Source organism: Streptomyces turgidiscabies Car8, from assembly GCF_000331005.1.
GTDB lineage: Bacteria > Actinomycetota > Actinomycetes > Streptomycetales > Streptomycetaceae > Streptomyces > Streptomyces turgidiscabies.
Genome location: NZ_AEJB01000277.1, coordinates 1 through 14,007, shown reverse-complemented (window position 1 = coordinate 14,007; position 14,007 = coordinate 1). Strand labels below are relative to the sequence as shown.

The 14,007-nt window shown below is 70.2% G+C and carries 11 protein-coding genes; 4 read left to right on the top strand and 7 right to left on the bottom strand.

Annotated features, from left to right (window positions below; translation table 11 throughout):
* Nucleotides 1–131: 131 nt before the first annotated feature.
* The 3 genes from STRTUCAR8_RS18310 to STRTUCAR8_RS18300 are packed head-to-tail and all read right to left on the bottom strand — an operon-like array spanning nucleotide 132 to nucleotide 3,960.
* On the bottom strand, nucleotides 132–2,324 hold the full coding sequence (locus tag STRTUCAR8_RS18310) for a xanthine dehydrogenase family protein molybdopterin-binding subunit (protein ID WP_006377308.1): 2,193 nt from the start codon (nucleotides 2,322–2,324) through the stop codon (nucleotides 132–134).
* Nucleotides 2,321–3,301, bottom strand: a complete 981-nt coding sequence (locus STRTUCAR8_RS18305) for an FAD binding domain-containing protein (RefSeq protein WP_006377305.1) — start codon at nucleotides 3,299–3,301, stop codon at nucleotides 2,321–2,323. Before STRTUCAR8_RS18305 ends, STRTUCAR8_RS18310 begins: the two co-directional genes overlap by 4 nt.
* A gap of 11 nt (nucleotides 3,302–3,312) precedes the next feature.
* Nucleotides 3,313–3,960, bottom strand: coding sequence for a (2Fe-2S)-binding protein (locus tag STRTUCAR8_RS18300; RefSeq protein ID WP_006377303.1), 648 nt, complete (start codon nucleotides 3,958–3,960; stop codon nucleotides 3,313–3,315).
* 295 nt (nucleotides 3,961–4,255) lie between these two features.
* Between STRTUCAR8_RS18300 and STRTUCAR8_RS18295 the strand changes: the two genes are divergently transcribed.
* Entirely contained in the window at nucleotides 4,256–5,440 is a 1,185-nt protein-coding gene (locus STRTUCAR8_RS18295) for an alcohol dehydrogenase catalytic domain-containing protein (protein ID WP_006377300.1), read from the top strand.
* A 190-nt stretch (nucleotides 5,441–5,630) separates the two neighbouring features.
* Complete coding sequence (locus STRTUCAR8_RS18290) at nucleotides 5,631–7,910, top strand: catalase (protein WP_006377307.1); 2,280 nt, start codon at nucleotides 5,631–5,633, stop codon at nucleotides 7,908–7,910.
* Between the two features lie 156 nt (nucleotides 7,911–8,066).
* Here the strand turns inward: STRTUCAR8_RS18290 and STRTUCAR8_RS18285 are convergent, their stop codons facing one another.
* From STRTUCAR8_RS18285 to STRTUCAR8_RS18270, 4 genes are all read right to left on the bottom strand, one after another.
* Nucleotides 8,067–8,459: a hypothetical protein gene (locus STRTUCAR8_RS18285; protein WP_006377309.1), complete on the bottom strand. Its 393-nt coding sequence runs from the start codon at nucleotides 8,457–8,459 to the stop codon at nucleotides 8,067–8,069.
* A 151-nt stretch (nucleotides 8,460–8,610) separates the two neighbouring features.
* Nucleotides 8,611–9,147 (bottom strand): RICIN domain-containing protein, encoded by a 537-nt coding sequence (locus tag STRTUCAR8_RS18280; RefSeq protein ID WP_006377298.1) that lies wholly within the window; start codon nucleotides 9,145–9,147, stop codon nucleotides 8,611–8,613.
* 75 nt (nucleotides 9,148–9,222) lie between these two features.
* A complete protein-coding gene (locus tag STRTUCAR8_RS18275) occupies nucleotides 9,223–9,495 on the bottom strand; it encodes a DUF4242 domain-containing protein (RefSeq protein ID WP_006377304.1) in 273 nt (90 codons plus the stop codon).
* A 67-nt stretch (nucleotides 9,496–9,562) separates the two neighbouring features.
* A complete protein-coding gene (locus tag STRTUCAR8_RS18270; RefSeq protein WP_006377301.1) occupies nucleotides 9,563–12,058 on the bottom strand; it encodes an ATP-binding protein in 2,496 nt (831 codons plus the stop codon).
* Between the two features lie 165 nt (nucleotides 12,059–12,223).
* On the opposite strand from STRTUCAR8_RS18270, the gene STRTUCAR8_RS18265 reads away from it, so the two are divergent.
* On the top strand, nucleotides 12,224–12,892 hold the full coding sequence (locus STRTUCAR8_RS18265; protein WP_044472419.1) for an RNA polymerase sigma factor: 669 nt from the start codon (nucleotides 12,224–12,226) through the stop codon (nucleotides 12,890–12,892).
* A complete protein-coding gene (locus tag STRTUCAR8_RS18260) occupies nucleotides 12,889–13,980 on the top strand; it encodes a CU044_5270 family protein (RefSeq protein WP_006377299.1) in 1,092 nt (363 codons plus the stop codon). Before STRTUCAR8_RS18265 ends, STRTUCAR8_RS18260 begins: the two co-directional genes overlap by 4 nt.
* Nucleotides 13,981–14,007: the final 27 nt, after the last annotated feature.

Here is a 14,007-nt window from a genome sequence, read left to right as displayed (position 1 = left end):
CCGCCCGGCCGACGCGCCGGCCGCCAGGAACCGGCGTACGAGCAGACCCCAGGGTGCCCACAGCACCCGGAGGAGGCCGGGCAGCCGTACGGGGGGTTCGGCTGTCCGGCCCGTCTATGGACGCGGTGTCGTCAGAGCAACGCCTCGGCGGTGATGGGCAGTTGGCGGACCCGTCGGCCGGTGGCGTTGAAGACCGCGTTGCCGATCGCGGCCGCCACGCCCACCTGGACGACCTCGCCGAGGCCCTTGACGCCCAGCAGGTTGCCGGAGTTGTCCTCACCGTCCAGGTAGATCGCCTTGACGTCTGGGACGTCGGCGTTCACGGGCACCAGGTAGTCGGCGAGGCCGGCGTTCACGATCCGTCCGTCGCGGTGGTCGGTGACCGTGTCCTCCAACAGCGCCTGGCCGATGCCGCCCACGATGCCGCCGATCGCTTGGCTGTCGGCGAGCTTGGGGCTGATGATGCGGCCCGCATCGTACACCCCGAGCATCCGCCGCACCCGCACCAGCCCCAGGTCCGCGTCGACCGAGATCTCGGCGAAGGTCGCGCTGTAGGCGAAGTAGGCGGACCGGTCGGCGCCCGGCCCCTCGTAAGAACCGTTCGCTTCCAGGCGGGAGCGGTCGTTGCGGGCCAGCAGGCTCTTGTACGTCTCCCCGCGCGTTGTGTTGTTCCGGTCGTGCAGTCGGCCGCTGCGTACGACCACGTCGTCCGCGTTCACGCCGTACAGCGGCGACTCGCGGTCCTCCACGGCCAGCTTGATCGCCTGCTGCCGCACCTTGTTGCAGGCGTCGACGACGGCCGAGCCGACACTGGCCATGGTCGACGACCCGCCGTGCGGCGAGGTGAACGGATACACCGAGTCCCCCAGCCGGAAGGTCACCGTGCGCATGGTCAGCCCCAGAGCGTCGGCCGCGACCTGGGTCTGGGAGGTGTAAGTGCCCGGCCCCATGTCGGTGGTGGCCGCCTCCACGACCGCCGTGCCGTCAGCATCCAGCCGCGCCCTGGCCTGCCCCGGATACCGCCCGCAGTCGTAGGCCCCGGCGGCCATGCCCAGGCCGATCAGCAGATTCCCCTCCCGTGTGGAGCGCGGCTTGGGGTTGCGGCGCTCCCAGCCGAACTCGCGTGCGCCGACCGTGTAGCACTCGCTGAGCCGCCGGGTGGAGAACGGCTCGTCGGTCGACTCGTCCTCGCTCGGCTCGTTGCGCCGCCGCAACTCGATGGGGTCGATGCCGAGTTCGTCGGCGAGCTCGTCCATGGCCGACTCGATCACGAAAGACGCGGGGGCGAAGCCGGGTCCGCGCATCCAGATCGGGGTGTTCACGTCCAACGGCACCTGCCGGTATGCCTGACGGACATTGGGCATGCTGTACATCATCTGGCCCGTGCCCAGGACGGCCTCGAAGAACGTCTCGTACGACGAGGTCTCGTGGTCGATGTCGTGGATCGCGGCGTTCAGCTTGCCGCGCCGGTCGCTGCCAAGGCGCAGCCGGTACTCGTAGGCCGGCCGGAAGCCGGTGCCGAAGTACATCTGCCTGCGGCTGAGTACGAGCTTGACCGGGCGCCTCGTCACTCGTGCGGCCAGCGCGGCGACGATCGTGTGCGGCCAGCAGCGCAGGCCGCTGCCGAACCCGCCCCCGACGAACGGGTTGATGACCCGCACCGCGTCCGCCGGCAGGTCGAAGACCGCGGCGATCTCGTCGTGCGTGCCCATCACCCACTGGGTCTTGTCCCAGACGGTCAGCTTGTTGCCGTCCCAGCGGGCGACGGTGGCATGCGGTTCCATCGGGTTGTGATGGTTGCGCGCCAGCTCGTAGGTCAGGTCCAGCCGTACGGCCGAGGAACGCAGCCCGGCTTCGGCGTTGCCGCGCGCGTAATTCGTGGGCTCGCCCGGCTTGCCCTTGGTGATGTCGGTCAAGGGCTTCTCGGCGTCGTAGCGGACCTTGACCAGGCTCGCGCCGTGCTGGGCCGCCTCCAGCGTGGTGGCCACGACGACGGCGACCGGCTGTCCGTGGAAGAGGACCTTGTCGTCCTGGAACACCCGAAGTCTGCGCCCGGCCGGGTTGTTCGAGCCGGTGTTGTCGCGGTACGGCAGTTTCGGGGCGTTGCCGTGATGGATCACCTGCAGCACACCGGCGTGCTTCTCGGCGGCGCGCGTGTCGATGGCGATGATCCGGCCGCGGCCGACGCTCGCGTCGACGATGACGGCGTGCACCACACCCTTCAGGTCGTGCTCGGCGGCGTACTCCGCCTTGCCGGTGACCTTCAGCACGCCGTCCACCCGGGACAGCGGAGCGCCTACGGCTGCCTGCGGCTGGGGGCTCATTCCATCTCTCCTACGGTGCGCAGCTGACGTTCGACGGTCCGTCTCAGGAGCTCGACCTTGAACCGGTTGTGCCGAAGAGGGCGGGCGCCGTCGGCCGCGTGGCCGGCGGCCTCGGCCCACAGCCGGTCCGAGGGACGCTCGCCGATGAGGGCCTGCTCGACCGCGGACAGCTTCCACGGCACGGTGGCCACGCCACCGGCGGCGACCTTCGCCTCGCGGATCACACCGCCGCGCACATGGAGCGCGACGGCCGCCGAAGCGAGCCCGAAGGAGTAGGACTGCCGGTCACGGATCTTCAGGTAGGCCGACTTGAGCGGCCGCGGATAGGCCGGAATCTCGACTGCCGTGATCAACTCGCCCTGCAGGATGCTCTGTTCGCGGTGTGGGGTGCTGCCGGGGCGGAGCAGGAAGTCGGCGAAGGGGAGGCTGCGCTTCTTGCCGTCCGGTGCCTGGAGGTGGACGCTGCCCTCCAGGGCGGTGAGGGCGACGGCGAAGTCGGAGGCATGAACGGCCACGCAGTGATCGGAGCCGCCGAGGATCGCGTGGCCGCGGTTGTAGCCGTTCAGCGCGGCACAACCCGAGCCGGGCTCACGCTTGTTGCAGTCGGCGGTCACGTCACGGAAGTAGGTGCAGCGGGTGCGCTGCATGATGTTGCCGCCGACGGTGGCCATGTTCCGCAGCTGGGCCGAGGCGCCCCGAAGAGCCTGGGCGGCCACCGGGAAAAGGCTGTTCAGCTTGGGGTCGGCGGTGGCCTCGGCCATCGGGACAAGGGCGCCGATACGAATACCGCCACCGGCCGTGGCGGTGATCTCAGTCAAGGGCAGGGCGCTGATGTCGACGACCGTGTCGGGGGTTTCGACGGTCTCGCGCATCAGGTCGACCAGGGTGGTGCCGCCTGCGAGGTAACGGCCGCCTCTGCGACCGGCGTCCAGGGCTTCCCGGACGCTGTTGACGCGGGTGTACGAGAAGGGATGCATCGGGCCGCTCCTTAACTGCGGGCGGCGGTCTGCTCGACCGCGCGCACGATCTTGACGTAGCAGCCGCAGCGGCAGACGTTGCCGCTCATGTACTCCCGGATCTCCTCCGGCGAGGCGGTATGTCCCTCCTGGATGCAGCCGACGCCGGACATGATCTGACCGGGCGTGCAGTAGCCGCACTGGAAGGCGTCCTCGTCGATGAACGCCTGCTGCAGCGGGTGCAGTTCGTCGCCCTTTGCCAGGCCCTCGATGGTGGTGACCTCGGCGCCCTCAAGGCGCACGGCCAGCGTCAGGCAGGAGTTGACCCGCTGCCCGTCGACCAGCACTGTGCACGCGCCGCAGGCCCCGGCGTTGCAGCCCTTCTTGGAGCCGGTCAGCTCGAAGTGCTCGCGCAGCAGATCCAGCAGCGAGGTGCGGTTGTCGACCGTCACCGTCCGCCGGGTGCCGTTCACCGCCAGGGCTACCCGGCTGGCGGGTGACGCGTCAGCGGCGGCCGCCTCCTGCGGGTCGAGAAGATATGTCCCCCCGATCACACCGCCCGCGACGACGGCACCACCGACCGCGGTGGTGGCGATGAACGTGCGCCTGCTGGGGGCCGGGGAGGATCCGCCGGTTCCGGTGGGGGGCGGGACAGCGGATTCGGGGACTTCAGTGGGCATGAGTAAGCCTTCGTGTCGCGGACGGATCACGCCGCGCACAGCGGCACGGCAGGGGGCGGGACCGTCGTCGCCGCAGGACCTGGACGACCGTGCGGATCACCGCCACGGCCGGTAATGCCGGAAGTCTGGCATCACCGGTGACCCCCGTGGCAGGGAGATTTTTGTCCCCCCTTTACCAACGCGGCCACCGCGAGACCCGGGTCCGAAAGCGTCACGGGGGCCGGTTCAGGTCGCCCACCGCGGATACCCGGCCCTGTACGTCACTGATCGAAGGACGAACGAGGAGGCGGACAGTATGCGCGCTCTGACCTGGCAGGGTCGGCGGAACGTCCAGGTGGAGACGGTCCCCGACCCGGTGATCGAACAGCCCGACGACGTGATCGTGCGGATCACCTCCACCGGTATCTGCGGCTCCGACCTCCACCTCTACGAAGTCCTCGGGCCGTTCCTGGATCCGGGCGACATCCTGGGCCACGAAGCCATGGGCGTCGTCGAGGAGGTCGGCCCCGAGGTGCGCGCCGTCGCCCCCGGGGACCGGGTCGTCATCCCGTTCAACGTCTCCTGCGGCACCTGTTTCATGTGCTCCCAGGGTCTTCAATCGCAGTGCGAGACGACCCAGGTGCACGCCTACGGCTGCGGCGCCTCCCTGTTCGGCTACACCAAGCTCTACGGGCAGGTACCGGGCGGGCAGGCCGAGTACCTGCGGGTGCCGTTCGGCAACAACTTGCCGATCAAGGTGCCCGACGGGCCGGCCGACGACCGGTTCGTCTACCTCTCCGACGTACTGCCGACCGCCTGGCAGGCCGTCGAGTACGCGGCGGTGCCGCCGGGGGGCTCACTCACCGTGCTCGGGCTCGGCCCGATCGGAGACATGGCCACGCGCGTCGCCCAGCACCGGGGCGCCGGGCTGGTCATCGGCGTCGACCTCGTGAACGAACGCCTCGACCGCGCCTCCGCGCACGGCGTGACCTGCCTGGACCTGCGCCGTCACAAGAAGGACCTCGGGGACGCGGTGCGCGAACTGACCGGCGGGCGCGGCACCGACGTGGTGATCGACGCGGTCGGCATGGAGGCGCACGGCACCTCTGTGGCCAAGACCGCCCAGTGGGCGACCGGGCTGCTGCCCGACGCGCTGGCCCAGCCCCTCATGGAGAAGGCGGGCGTGGACCGCCTCGGCGCGCTCTACGCGGCGATCGATCTCGTACGGCGTGGCGGCACCGTCTCGCTCTCCGGGGTGTACGGCGGAGCCATGGACCCCATGCCCCTACTGCGCATGTTCGACAAGCAGCTCCAGTTCCGGATGGGCCAGGCGAACGTATGGCGCTGGGTGCCGGAGATCCTGCCGCTGCTCACCGACGAGGACCCCCTCGGCGTGGACGGTTTCGCCACCCATCATCTGCCGCTGGAGGACGCGCCGCAGGCGTACTCGGCCTTCCAGGCCAAGGAGGACGGCATGATCAAAACCCTGCTGCGCCCCTGAACCGGCGCCCCGTCCCGTGTCGGGATCACGGGTTCGCGTACTGGCCCCGTTCGAGTCAGAGCGCCGAATGGGCCAGTCCGTGTGTCAGGTGTCGCGTTGAGGGGCACCCGTCGCCAGCAGTTGTTCTCCTCCCTGCCCGGGCGCCGACCGCATCGAGCGTGGCGCTCCCCTTCGCGAAGATCGGAACCAAGTGAGCGAGAAGAAGAACCCCGTGGCGGCTGCGGCGGAGAAGGTCGTGGAAAAGGTTCAGGACGCTGTCCGCCCAGGGAACGAGATTCCTGGTGCTCCGGGTCCCGAAGAGCCGTCGGCCGAGGAACCGACCGAGGCGCGGGGGCCGCTTCCGCCCAAGCCCGACCAGCGCGGACCGGACACGTACAGCCCGACCGGCCAGGCCACCGGCACCCCGCAGAAGAAGGTCGCCCAGGGCGGTGCCCGCCTCACCACCGCACAGGGTGCGCGCCTGTACGACACAGACCACTCGCTCAAGGCCGGTCCCCGCGGTCCGGTGCTGCTGCAGGACCACCACCTGCGGGAGAAGATCACCCACTTCGATCACGAACGCATCCCCGAGCGGGTGGTACACGCCCGTGGCGCAGCCGCCCACGGCGTGTTCCGGGGCTATGGCGCCGCCGCGGGAATCACCAGGGCCGCCTTCCTCGCCGAGGGTGTCGAGACGCCGGTGTTCGTCCGCTTCTCCACCGTCCTGGGCTCGCGCGGATCGGCCGACACCGTCCGCGACACCCGGGGCTTCGCGACGAAGTTCTACACCGACGAGGGCGTCTTCGACCTGGTCGGCAACAACATCCCGGTGTTCTTCATCCAGGACGCGATCAAGTTCCCCGATGTCATCCACGCGGGCAAGCCGCATCCCGACCGGGAGATCCCGCAGGCGCAGAGCGCCCACGACACGTTCTGGGACTTCGTCACGCTCCACACGGAGGCGACCCACCACACGTTGTGGAACATGTCCGACCGTGGCATCCCGCGTTCGTACCGGATGATGGAGGGCTTCGGTGTCCACACGTTCCGGCTGGTCAACGCCGAAGGCGCGACCGCGCTGGTGAAGTTCCACTGGAAGCCGAAACTGGGGGTGCACTCCCTGGTGTGGGAGGAAGCCCAGATCACCGCGGGCATGGACCCCGACTTCCACCGCCGCGACCTCGCGGACGCGATCGAGGCCGGGGCGTTCCCCGAGTGGGAACTGGGCGTGCAGACCTTCCCGGACACCGATGACCAGATGTTCGAGGGCATCGACCTGCTCGACCCGACGAAGATCGTGCCCGAGGAGCTCGCCCCGGTCCGCCCGATCGGCCTGATGACTCTCAACGCCAACCCGTCGAACTTCTTCGCCGAGACCGAACAGGTCGCCTTCCACGTCGGACACCTGGTTCCCGGCATCGACGTCACCAACGACCCGCTGCTGCAGGGCCGGCTCTTCTCCTACCTCGACACCCAGCTGACCCGGCTGGGCGGCCCCAACTTCGGCCAGCTCCCCATCAACCGCACGCACGCGCCCGTCAACGACATGCTGCGTGACGGCATGCACCAGACCGCGGTCCACCGGGGCGTGGCACCGTACCGGCCCAACTCCCTTGACGGCGGCTGCCCGTTCCTCGCCGGTGCGGACACCGGGGCGTACATCGAGGTGCCGGTCGAGGTGCCCGCCGGCCGCAAGGTGCGTGACGCGGCGGTGTCCTTCGACGACCACTTCAGCCAGGCCCGGCTGTTCTGGCTGAGCATGTCTCCCACCGAGCGCGAACACATCGTCGCCGCCTACACCTTCGAACTCGGCAAGTGCTGGGAGACGGCCGTCAAGGAACGGGCGCTGCAGGTGCTCGCCAACATCGACCCGGACCTCTGCGCGCCGGTCGCGGCCGGTCTCGGCCTTCCGGTCCCGGAGGCGAGCCTTCCGCCGGCGGCGGTCGAACCGAGCCCCGCCCTGTCCCAGCTGGGCGGGGACTGGCCGGTCGACGGCCGGATCATCGGCATCGTCACCAGCGGTGCGGACGACCTGGCCGGTGTACGCGAGGTGCGCCGCGTGGTCCTCGACGCCGGCATGGTCCCGCTGGTCATCGCACCGGCAGGCGGGGTCCTGGACCCGGACGGCGACCCGGTCACCGTGCAGCGCACCTTCGCGACCGCCCGGTCCACCGAGTTCGACGCGATCCTGCTGGCCGGGGGTCCGGCTCCGGCCGCCGACGCCTACGGGGCCCGCGACGCCAAGGCGGACGACGACGCTGCCCTCGTCACAGCCGTCGACCCCCGTCTGCTGCTGATGGTCACCGAGGCGTACCGCCACGGCAAAGCCATCGGCGCCTGGGGCGAAGGAGCCGGAGCTCTGGAGGCGGCCGGCTTGCCCGAAGGCTCCGACGGAGTGGTCTTCGGCACGGCCGCATCCGACGTGCTGCGCGCCGTGACCCGGCTTCTCGGGGGCCACCGCGCCTGGGGTCGCTTCACCCCCGCCCTCTGAGGGAGACGACCCGCGACCGGCCGCTCGACACGAGTAGGGCATGAATTGTTGGGCTGGAGGGCACGGCCGGGGGCCGTGTGACCTGGTGAAGTGCGGGGCCCGGACAGCCCGGACCCCGCACACGAGGGTTGCTCACGATCCCCTCGCACCGCGTGCTTACGGCTTGTCGAGCACCGTCCCCGTCAGCACCGGCCGGTCGGGCAGGGGTTTGGCGTTGCGGTCGGTCAGCGCGAGGCGCATCGACTCGGTCGGCTCGGTCACCTGGTCCCGCACGGTCGGCACGACGAAGTCCACGCCGGTACTCCCGGGCGGAATGTTCAGCCACACCCACAAGTGCGCGTCGGACAGCGGCCGTTCGGGATCGGGCACATCACCGGACGAGTCCAGGAGCCACTGCGGGTCCACGTCCTTCGTGGACAGCTCGGCGCCCTCGGTGACCGGAAGCACCCGCACCGGCTCCCAGAGGTCCACCACTGTGGGCGTGTCCACGGACAGCCGCCAGGTCAGCGTCTCTCCCTCGGTCGAGACACTGCCGCGTCGTACGGTCACGAGGCGGTCCAAAGCCACGCACGGCCAGTGGGCGTTGGCTCGGCGCTGTCAGTCAGCCCATGTCCAGGATGGATCACCGGGGACGGGGGAGCGCGGCCCTCTCCGGAGGCCCGGGCGGCCCGGACCTCCGAAGTGGCGCGTTCTCGCCGGGTCAGGACTGGTTCCACTCCTGTGACCAGGCGGTGTAGCAGTCGAACTGCACCTGCTGGATGCGGTCGCCGGTGTTCTCGTTCAGGGGCTGCAGGCATTTGCCGCTGTGCCGGGTGGCCAGCCGCGGCCAGCCGGCGTGGGTACTCGTCTGCGTGGTCCACTGCTGGTTGTAGCCGCTGTTGCAGTCGGCTATCTGGACGACCGCGTTGTTGGACTGGGCCGAATTCACGACCTCCATGCATCGGCCACTGCTCGCGACGACCAGCTGGAAGTAGCCGCTGCCTGTCGCCCTGAGCGCCCACTGCTGGTTGACGGTTCCGGTGCAGGTGTACTGCTGAACCGCAGAACCGTTGGCCTGCCCTCCGGCGTCCAGGCACTTGCCGGTGTAGAAGTTCTTGAACTGGTAGTAGGTCACGGACCGAGGCTGGACGGTCGTGACGCCCGCGCTCGCCGGGGAGGCGAAGGCCAGCACCGAGAGGGAGGCCGCGGCCATCGCCGTGAACCTGGTAGCCGCCTTCCGGGCGGTAGGTCTTTTCATGCTGAATGTCTCCTCTTCGTCTGTTCCGGTGTTCCGGTGTTCCGGGACTGTGCTGTGACGACGCTTCCGCGAGGGTCAGTGGTAGAAGTACGGATCCAGGACGCTGACCTCGGTGATCTGGTCGACGGGCAGGCCTGTGGTCTGCGCGGCCTGGCGCACCGCTTCCGGAGACGGCCCGTCGTACACGCAGTAGGTCACGCTCTTGTCGCGGCTCACGTACGACTGCACCCAGGTGACCGCCGACGCGGCATTGCCCTCGATGACGCTCGTACAGGCCTTGGCGCCCTCGTCGTTCATCGGGATGTGCAGACCCTCGGAGAAGGTCCGTTGGACGAGATATCGCGGCATGTTGCACGCTCCTTTCCGACCACCACTGTCGGGCTGAGAGCGGGCTCCGGACATCGGGAGCCGTTCCCTATGTTGGCTCGGCGATCTCCCCATGTCTGGCGGCCTCCTGGCGGGTACGCACGCCGAGCTTGGCCAGGATGGAGGAGACGTGATGCCCGGCCGTCTTCTCCGCGATGCGGAGCCGGTCGGCGATCTCGGAGTTCCGCAGCCCGTCCCTGAGCAGGCCGAGGACATCGGCCTCACGTGCGGTGAGCCCGTCGGGATGGGCGAGAGTGGAACGCCGAGGTGTCCGGAGTCCCAGGTCGCGCATCCGCCGGGCCACCTGGTCCGCGGCGGGTCGCGCCCCGAGGGCCTCGAACCCGCGCAGGGCCTCCCGCAGGTGATCCGGGCTCTGCGCGAGCGCCATGGCCGACTCGTACGGGCAACCGAGCTCATCCCAGGCCCGGGCGGCCTCGACGGGGTTCATCCGGTACGGCGCGGCGGCGGCCGGGTGGACTTCCCCCGGCTCCGGTTCCAGCCACTGTCCGAGTTCACCGATCGCCCAGCCGATACCGAGCCGTACCGCCAGTTCGTACGCCTCGGGCAGATGGCTGTCGGCCTGCTGTCCGCTCAGCCGGGCGAGTTCGGCGCGTCCCGCCGCGACCGGCCACAGGCGCTGCAAGTCGCCGGTCCGTTCGGCCAGTGACCAGGCCTCGTCGAGGATTTCCGCCGCGCCCGGCTCTCCCCGCCGGGTGCGCAGCCGCCCCAGCACGGTGAGCGCGACGATCCGGCTCGGCGTGCACTCGGTGGCTCCCACCTCCTCCACCAGCGCTTCTGCCGCGGACCACTGTCCTCGCTCCCACAGGCACCGGGCCAGCCATGCCGTGGCGTAACTCCGTACGTCGTCCAGGTCGCGGTCGGAACACCACGTCATGGCCTCGTTCAGCCAGTGTTCCGCGAGGTCGTAGCGGCGGACCTCGCCTGCCGCGGATCCGAGATTGACCATCGCACTTCCGACGGCCCCGTCGTCACAGGCCGTCCGGGCCGCCCCGAGACTCCGGAGCATGGTCTGCTCGGCCAGGTCGGGCTCGGTGGACCACAGGGCGGAGCCGACCGCGTTCAATGCCCGGGCCAGCAGGGTCTGTTCACCGAACCGCTCGGCGAGCACGGCGGCGCGGTTACCGGTCCGCACCGCCCCGGGGACGTCCCGGGCGAGCATCAGAAGGTACGCCGACCACGTGTACGCGGCGACTAGTCCGGGCCCCTCCGGCAGCCCCTCGGCGAGGGCGAGCGCCTGCCGCACCATGGCATGCGCCTCAACATTCCGGCCCTGGTTCCACAAGTAGTAGGAGCAATATGCCATCAGAGCGGCCTCGCGCTCCTGGTCACCTTCAGCCCGCCAGCGCTCGATCGCCTGGCGAGAGGAGACCACGGCCGCCGCACTCCGTCCCGCGTGCGCACACGCCTCACCGTGGCGTTCGAGCAGCTCCGCATGGTGGCGCGGGCTGATCCCGTCGGCGAACCGCAGCGCCTGGGCGTAGTGATCGGCCGCCTGCCGGTGAGCACCGACCGCAGTCGCCCGCCTCGCCGCCGCACCGGCGTGTACGAGGACGGCTGCCGCGTCGCCTGCCTCCTCCGCGTGATAGACGAGCCTGGCCGGATCGCTGCCCGACCGCGTCAGAGCGGCCAGCGCATGCTCATGCAGTTCGGTCCTGCGCGCCGACGCGATGCTCTCCTCGACGGCCAGCCTGGCCAGCTCATGGCGGAACAGGATCCGCGTGCCGTCGCGAACCAGCATTCCCGCATCCACACAGCCGTCAACGGCGCTTCTGGGTGCCTGGACCAAGGGCGCGGGTGCATAACCGGGGAAGACGGCCACCGAGTTGAGTGCGTCGCGCTCCGCGGGGCCGAGACCGGCCGCCCGGGCCAGCACCGCGTCGCGTACCGTCTCGGGAACCCTGTGGTCGGGATCGGCCAGGACCTCGGTCACGAAGAACGGGTTGCCGCCGGCCCGGGCGTGCAGTTCCGCGGCATCCGGACCGTTCGGCCCGACCAGCGTCGCGACGGCCGCTGCCGAGAGCGGTGACAGCCGAACACGCAGCACACCCCTGTCGGTGGCGAGCGCTCCCAGCACCGCACGCAGCGGATGATCGGATCCGACCTCGTCGTCCCGATAGGTGATGACAAGCAGGCCACGCGTGGAGGAGATCCGCCGGACGGCGAACATGAGCAGGTCGAGCGTCGCTTCGTCGGCCCAGTGCGCGTCCTCCACCACGGCGACGGCCTCCCGTACCGTCAACTGGTCCAGAAACGCACTGAACATCGCGTGCCGCGGGCTCTCCGAAGCCATCGCGGCGGCCAGTTCCCCCGTCACCTGCCGTGCGATGTCGTGGAGCGGACCGAGTGGCTGCGGAGTGCGCAGCGCGTCGCACGAACCCCACAGGACCGGCCGGGTCAGGCCGGCGCAGAACGCCCTGACGAGAGCGGTCTTGCCGATACCCGCCTCCCCGGACACCAGAACCACCCGCCCAGCCGGGCAGCGTCGCAGTGCGTCAAGCCAGTGCTCCCGCTCAAGTAACGCCATATCGGCGATGGTAGCCAGCGGGGGTAAGGCCTGTGTCTCCTTTGTGGTCCGGGGATGTGCATCCGGTGCCGGCGGGCCGTGGTGTGGCGCGGGTCACGGGAACTCCTTGGCCGGGCCGGAGAGGTAGGTGGTGTGAGATGTGATGAACAGGAAGATCGGGAGCGCATGCGCGCACGAATCAGGGCGGGCGATCGTGAGGCGTTCGCCGCGCTCTACGAGCAGTACGCGCGGTCGGTCTACAACCATGCCTACCGGCTGACGGGCGATTGGTCGGCGGCCGAGGAGGTGTTGTCCGAAACCTTTCTGGCCGCCTGGCGTACCCGTCACGCAGTTGAGCCGGAGGGCGACTCGCTGCGGCCCTGGCTGCTCGGGATAGCCACGAACAAGGCACGCAACGCGAACCGAGGTATCGGGCGGCGCCTGGCCTTCCTGGCCCGCCGACCCGCCCCGGAACCGGTGGCGGACATCGCGGACGCCACGGCCGGACGCGTCGACGACACTCGGCGGCTCGCCGCGGTCCGGCAGGTACTGGGCCGACTCCACCGCCAGGAACGCGAGGTGCTGGCCCTCTGCGTCTGGTCCGGGCTGGACTATGCCGAGGCCGCCGAGGCCCTGGGCATCCCGGTCGGCACCGTGCGGTCGCGGCTGTCCCGCGCCCGTACGCGGCTGCGACGGCTCACCGACGAGCAGCTCCGCCGGACACCGGACGAGCCCGTACGGGAAGCACGGCCCGGAGAAGAGGTCCGATCCGGAAGGGAACCCCGCCCCCGCCGCGGAGAGGTAGAGAACAGGGCCGCGTTCGTGGCCCCGCCCATCCAGGAGGAAGCCCGATGAACGACCGTACCTCCGGCCCCGAGCAGGCCGAACACGAGGAACTGGCCCGGCTGCTGCCGGCCCCGGCCGAACGGGACCTGCCCCCGGGCCGTCATCTCCACCACAAGGACACCCTGATGCGTCTGATCGACCAGGACGGCGACCGCGCCACCGCCCGCCCCCGACCCCGCCTCCTGCGCCCCGCCGTCCTGCTGCCCGCCGCCGGACTGGCCCTGGGCGGGGTACTGCTCACCACGCTCGCCGTGACCGGCCAGGACAACAATCCGGCGCCGTCCGCCGCAGGCACCGGCTCCGGGGCCACGGCCCCGCGCGGCGCGGCCGTACTGCTCGACCGAATCGCCTCGGTCGCCTTGAAAAGCGGCGAACAGAAGGTCAGCGGCGACCAGTTCGTGTACGTCAGGACGCTGCAGACCGAGAACGAGGGCAAGTTCGACGGCCCGGTGAAGCTGACCAAGCCCCGCGAGCGCGAGGTCTGGATGACGCAGAAGCCGGGGCCGGTGATCGACGAAGGCCTGATCCACCAGGACGGCTCGTACTTCCCGATCACCGTCGGAGTCCCGGACGGTGAGGTGCCCGTCGGCTACCCGGAGGGCCTCAACCGGCCGACGTACACCTGGTTGGCCTCCCTGCCCACCGACCCCGCCGCCCTGCTCCGGCGGCTCACCACCGAGGTCACCAAGGACCAGGACGCGCGTGACACCCCGGCCGGGGACCGGGACCCGGACCAGGACGCCTTCGACGCCATCGGCGAGCTGCTACGGGAGACGGTGATGCCGCCGAAGACCGCGGCCGCCCTCTACAAGGCCGCGGCGAAGATCCCCGGCGTGACCGAGGACCCCGACGCGGTGGACGCGGCCGGCCGGCACGGGATCGGCGTGGCCCGCGACAACACCCGCACCGGTTGGCGCACCGCCTGGATCTTCGACGCGGCCACCCTTCAGTACCTGGGCGAACGGACCTACCTCATCAGGGACACCACCATGGGCAAGAAGGGCACCCTGATCAACCAGTCGGCGGTCCTGGAACGCGCGGTCGTCAACGCCCTCCGCGAAAGGCCGTCGGCCGAGAAGCCGTCGACGACGACCTGACCCGACAGGGAGTCGGGGGATCGCCGG

Bases quoted from the DNA above. Each gene is read 5' to 3' on its own strand.
- STRTUCAR8_RS18270 (WP_006377301.1), bottom strand. From the start codon at position 12,058: ATGGCGTTACTTGAGCGGGAGCACTGGCTTGACGCACTGCGACGCTGC.
- STRTUCAR8_RS18275 (WP_006377304.1), bottom strand. From the start codon at position 9,495: ATGCCGCGATATCTCGTCCAACGGACCTTCTCCGAGGGTCTGCACATC.
- STRTUCAR8_RS18265 (WP_044472419.1), top strand. From the start codon at position 12,224: ATGCGCGCACGAATCAGGGCGGGCGATCGTGAGGCGTTCGCCGCGCTC.
- STRTUCAR8_RS18305 (WP_006377305.1), bottom strand. From the start codon at position 3,301: ATGCATCCCTTCTCGTACACCCGCGTCAACAGCGTCCGGGAAGCCCTG.
- STRTUCAR8_RS18260 (WP_006377299.1), top strand. From the start codon at position 12,889: ATGAACGACCGTACCTCCGGCCCCGAGCAGGCCGAACACGAGGAACTG.
- STRTUCAR8_RS18310 (WP_006377308.1), bottom strand. From the start codon at position 2,324: ATGAGCCCCCAGCCGCAGGCAGCCGTAGGCGCTCCGCTGTCCCGGGTG.
- STRTUCAR8_RS18295 (WP_006377300.1), top strand. From the start codon at position 4,256: ATGCGCGCTCTGACCTGGCAGGGTCGGCGGAACGTCCAGGTGGAGACG.
- STRTUCAR8_RS18300 (WP_006377303.1), bottom strand. From the start codon at position 3,960: ATGCCCACTGAAGTCCCCGAATCCGCTGTCCCGCCCCCCACCGGAACC.
- STRTUCAR8_RS18280 (WP_006377298.1), bottom strand. From the start codon at position 9,147: ATGAAAAGACCTACCGCCCGGAAGGCGGCTACCAGGTTCACGGCGATG.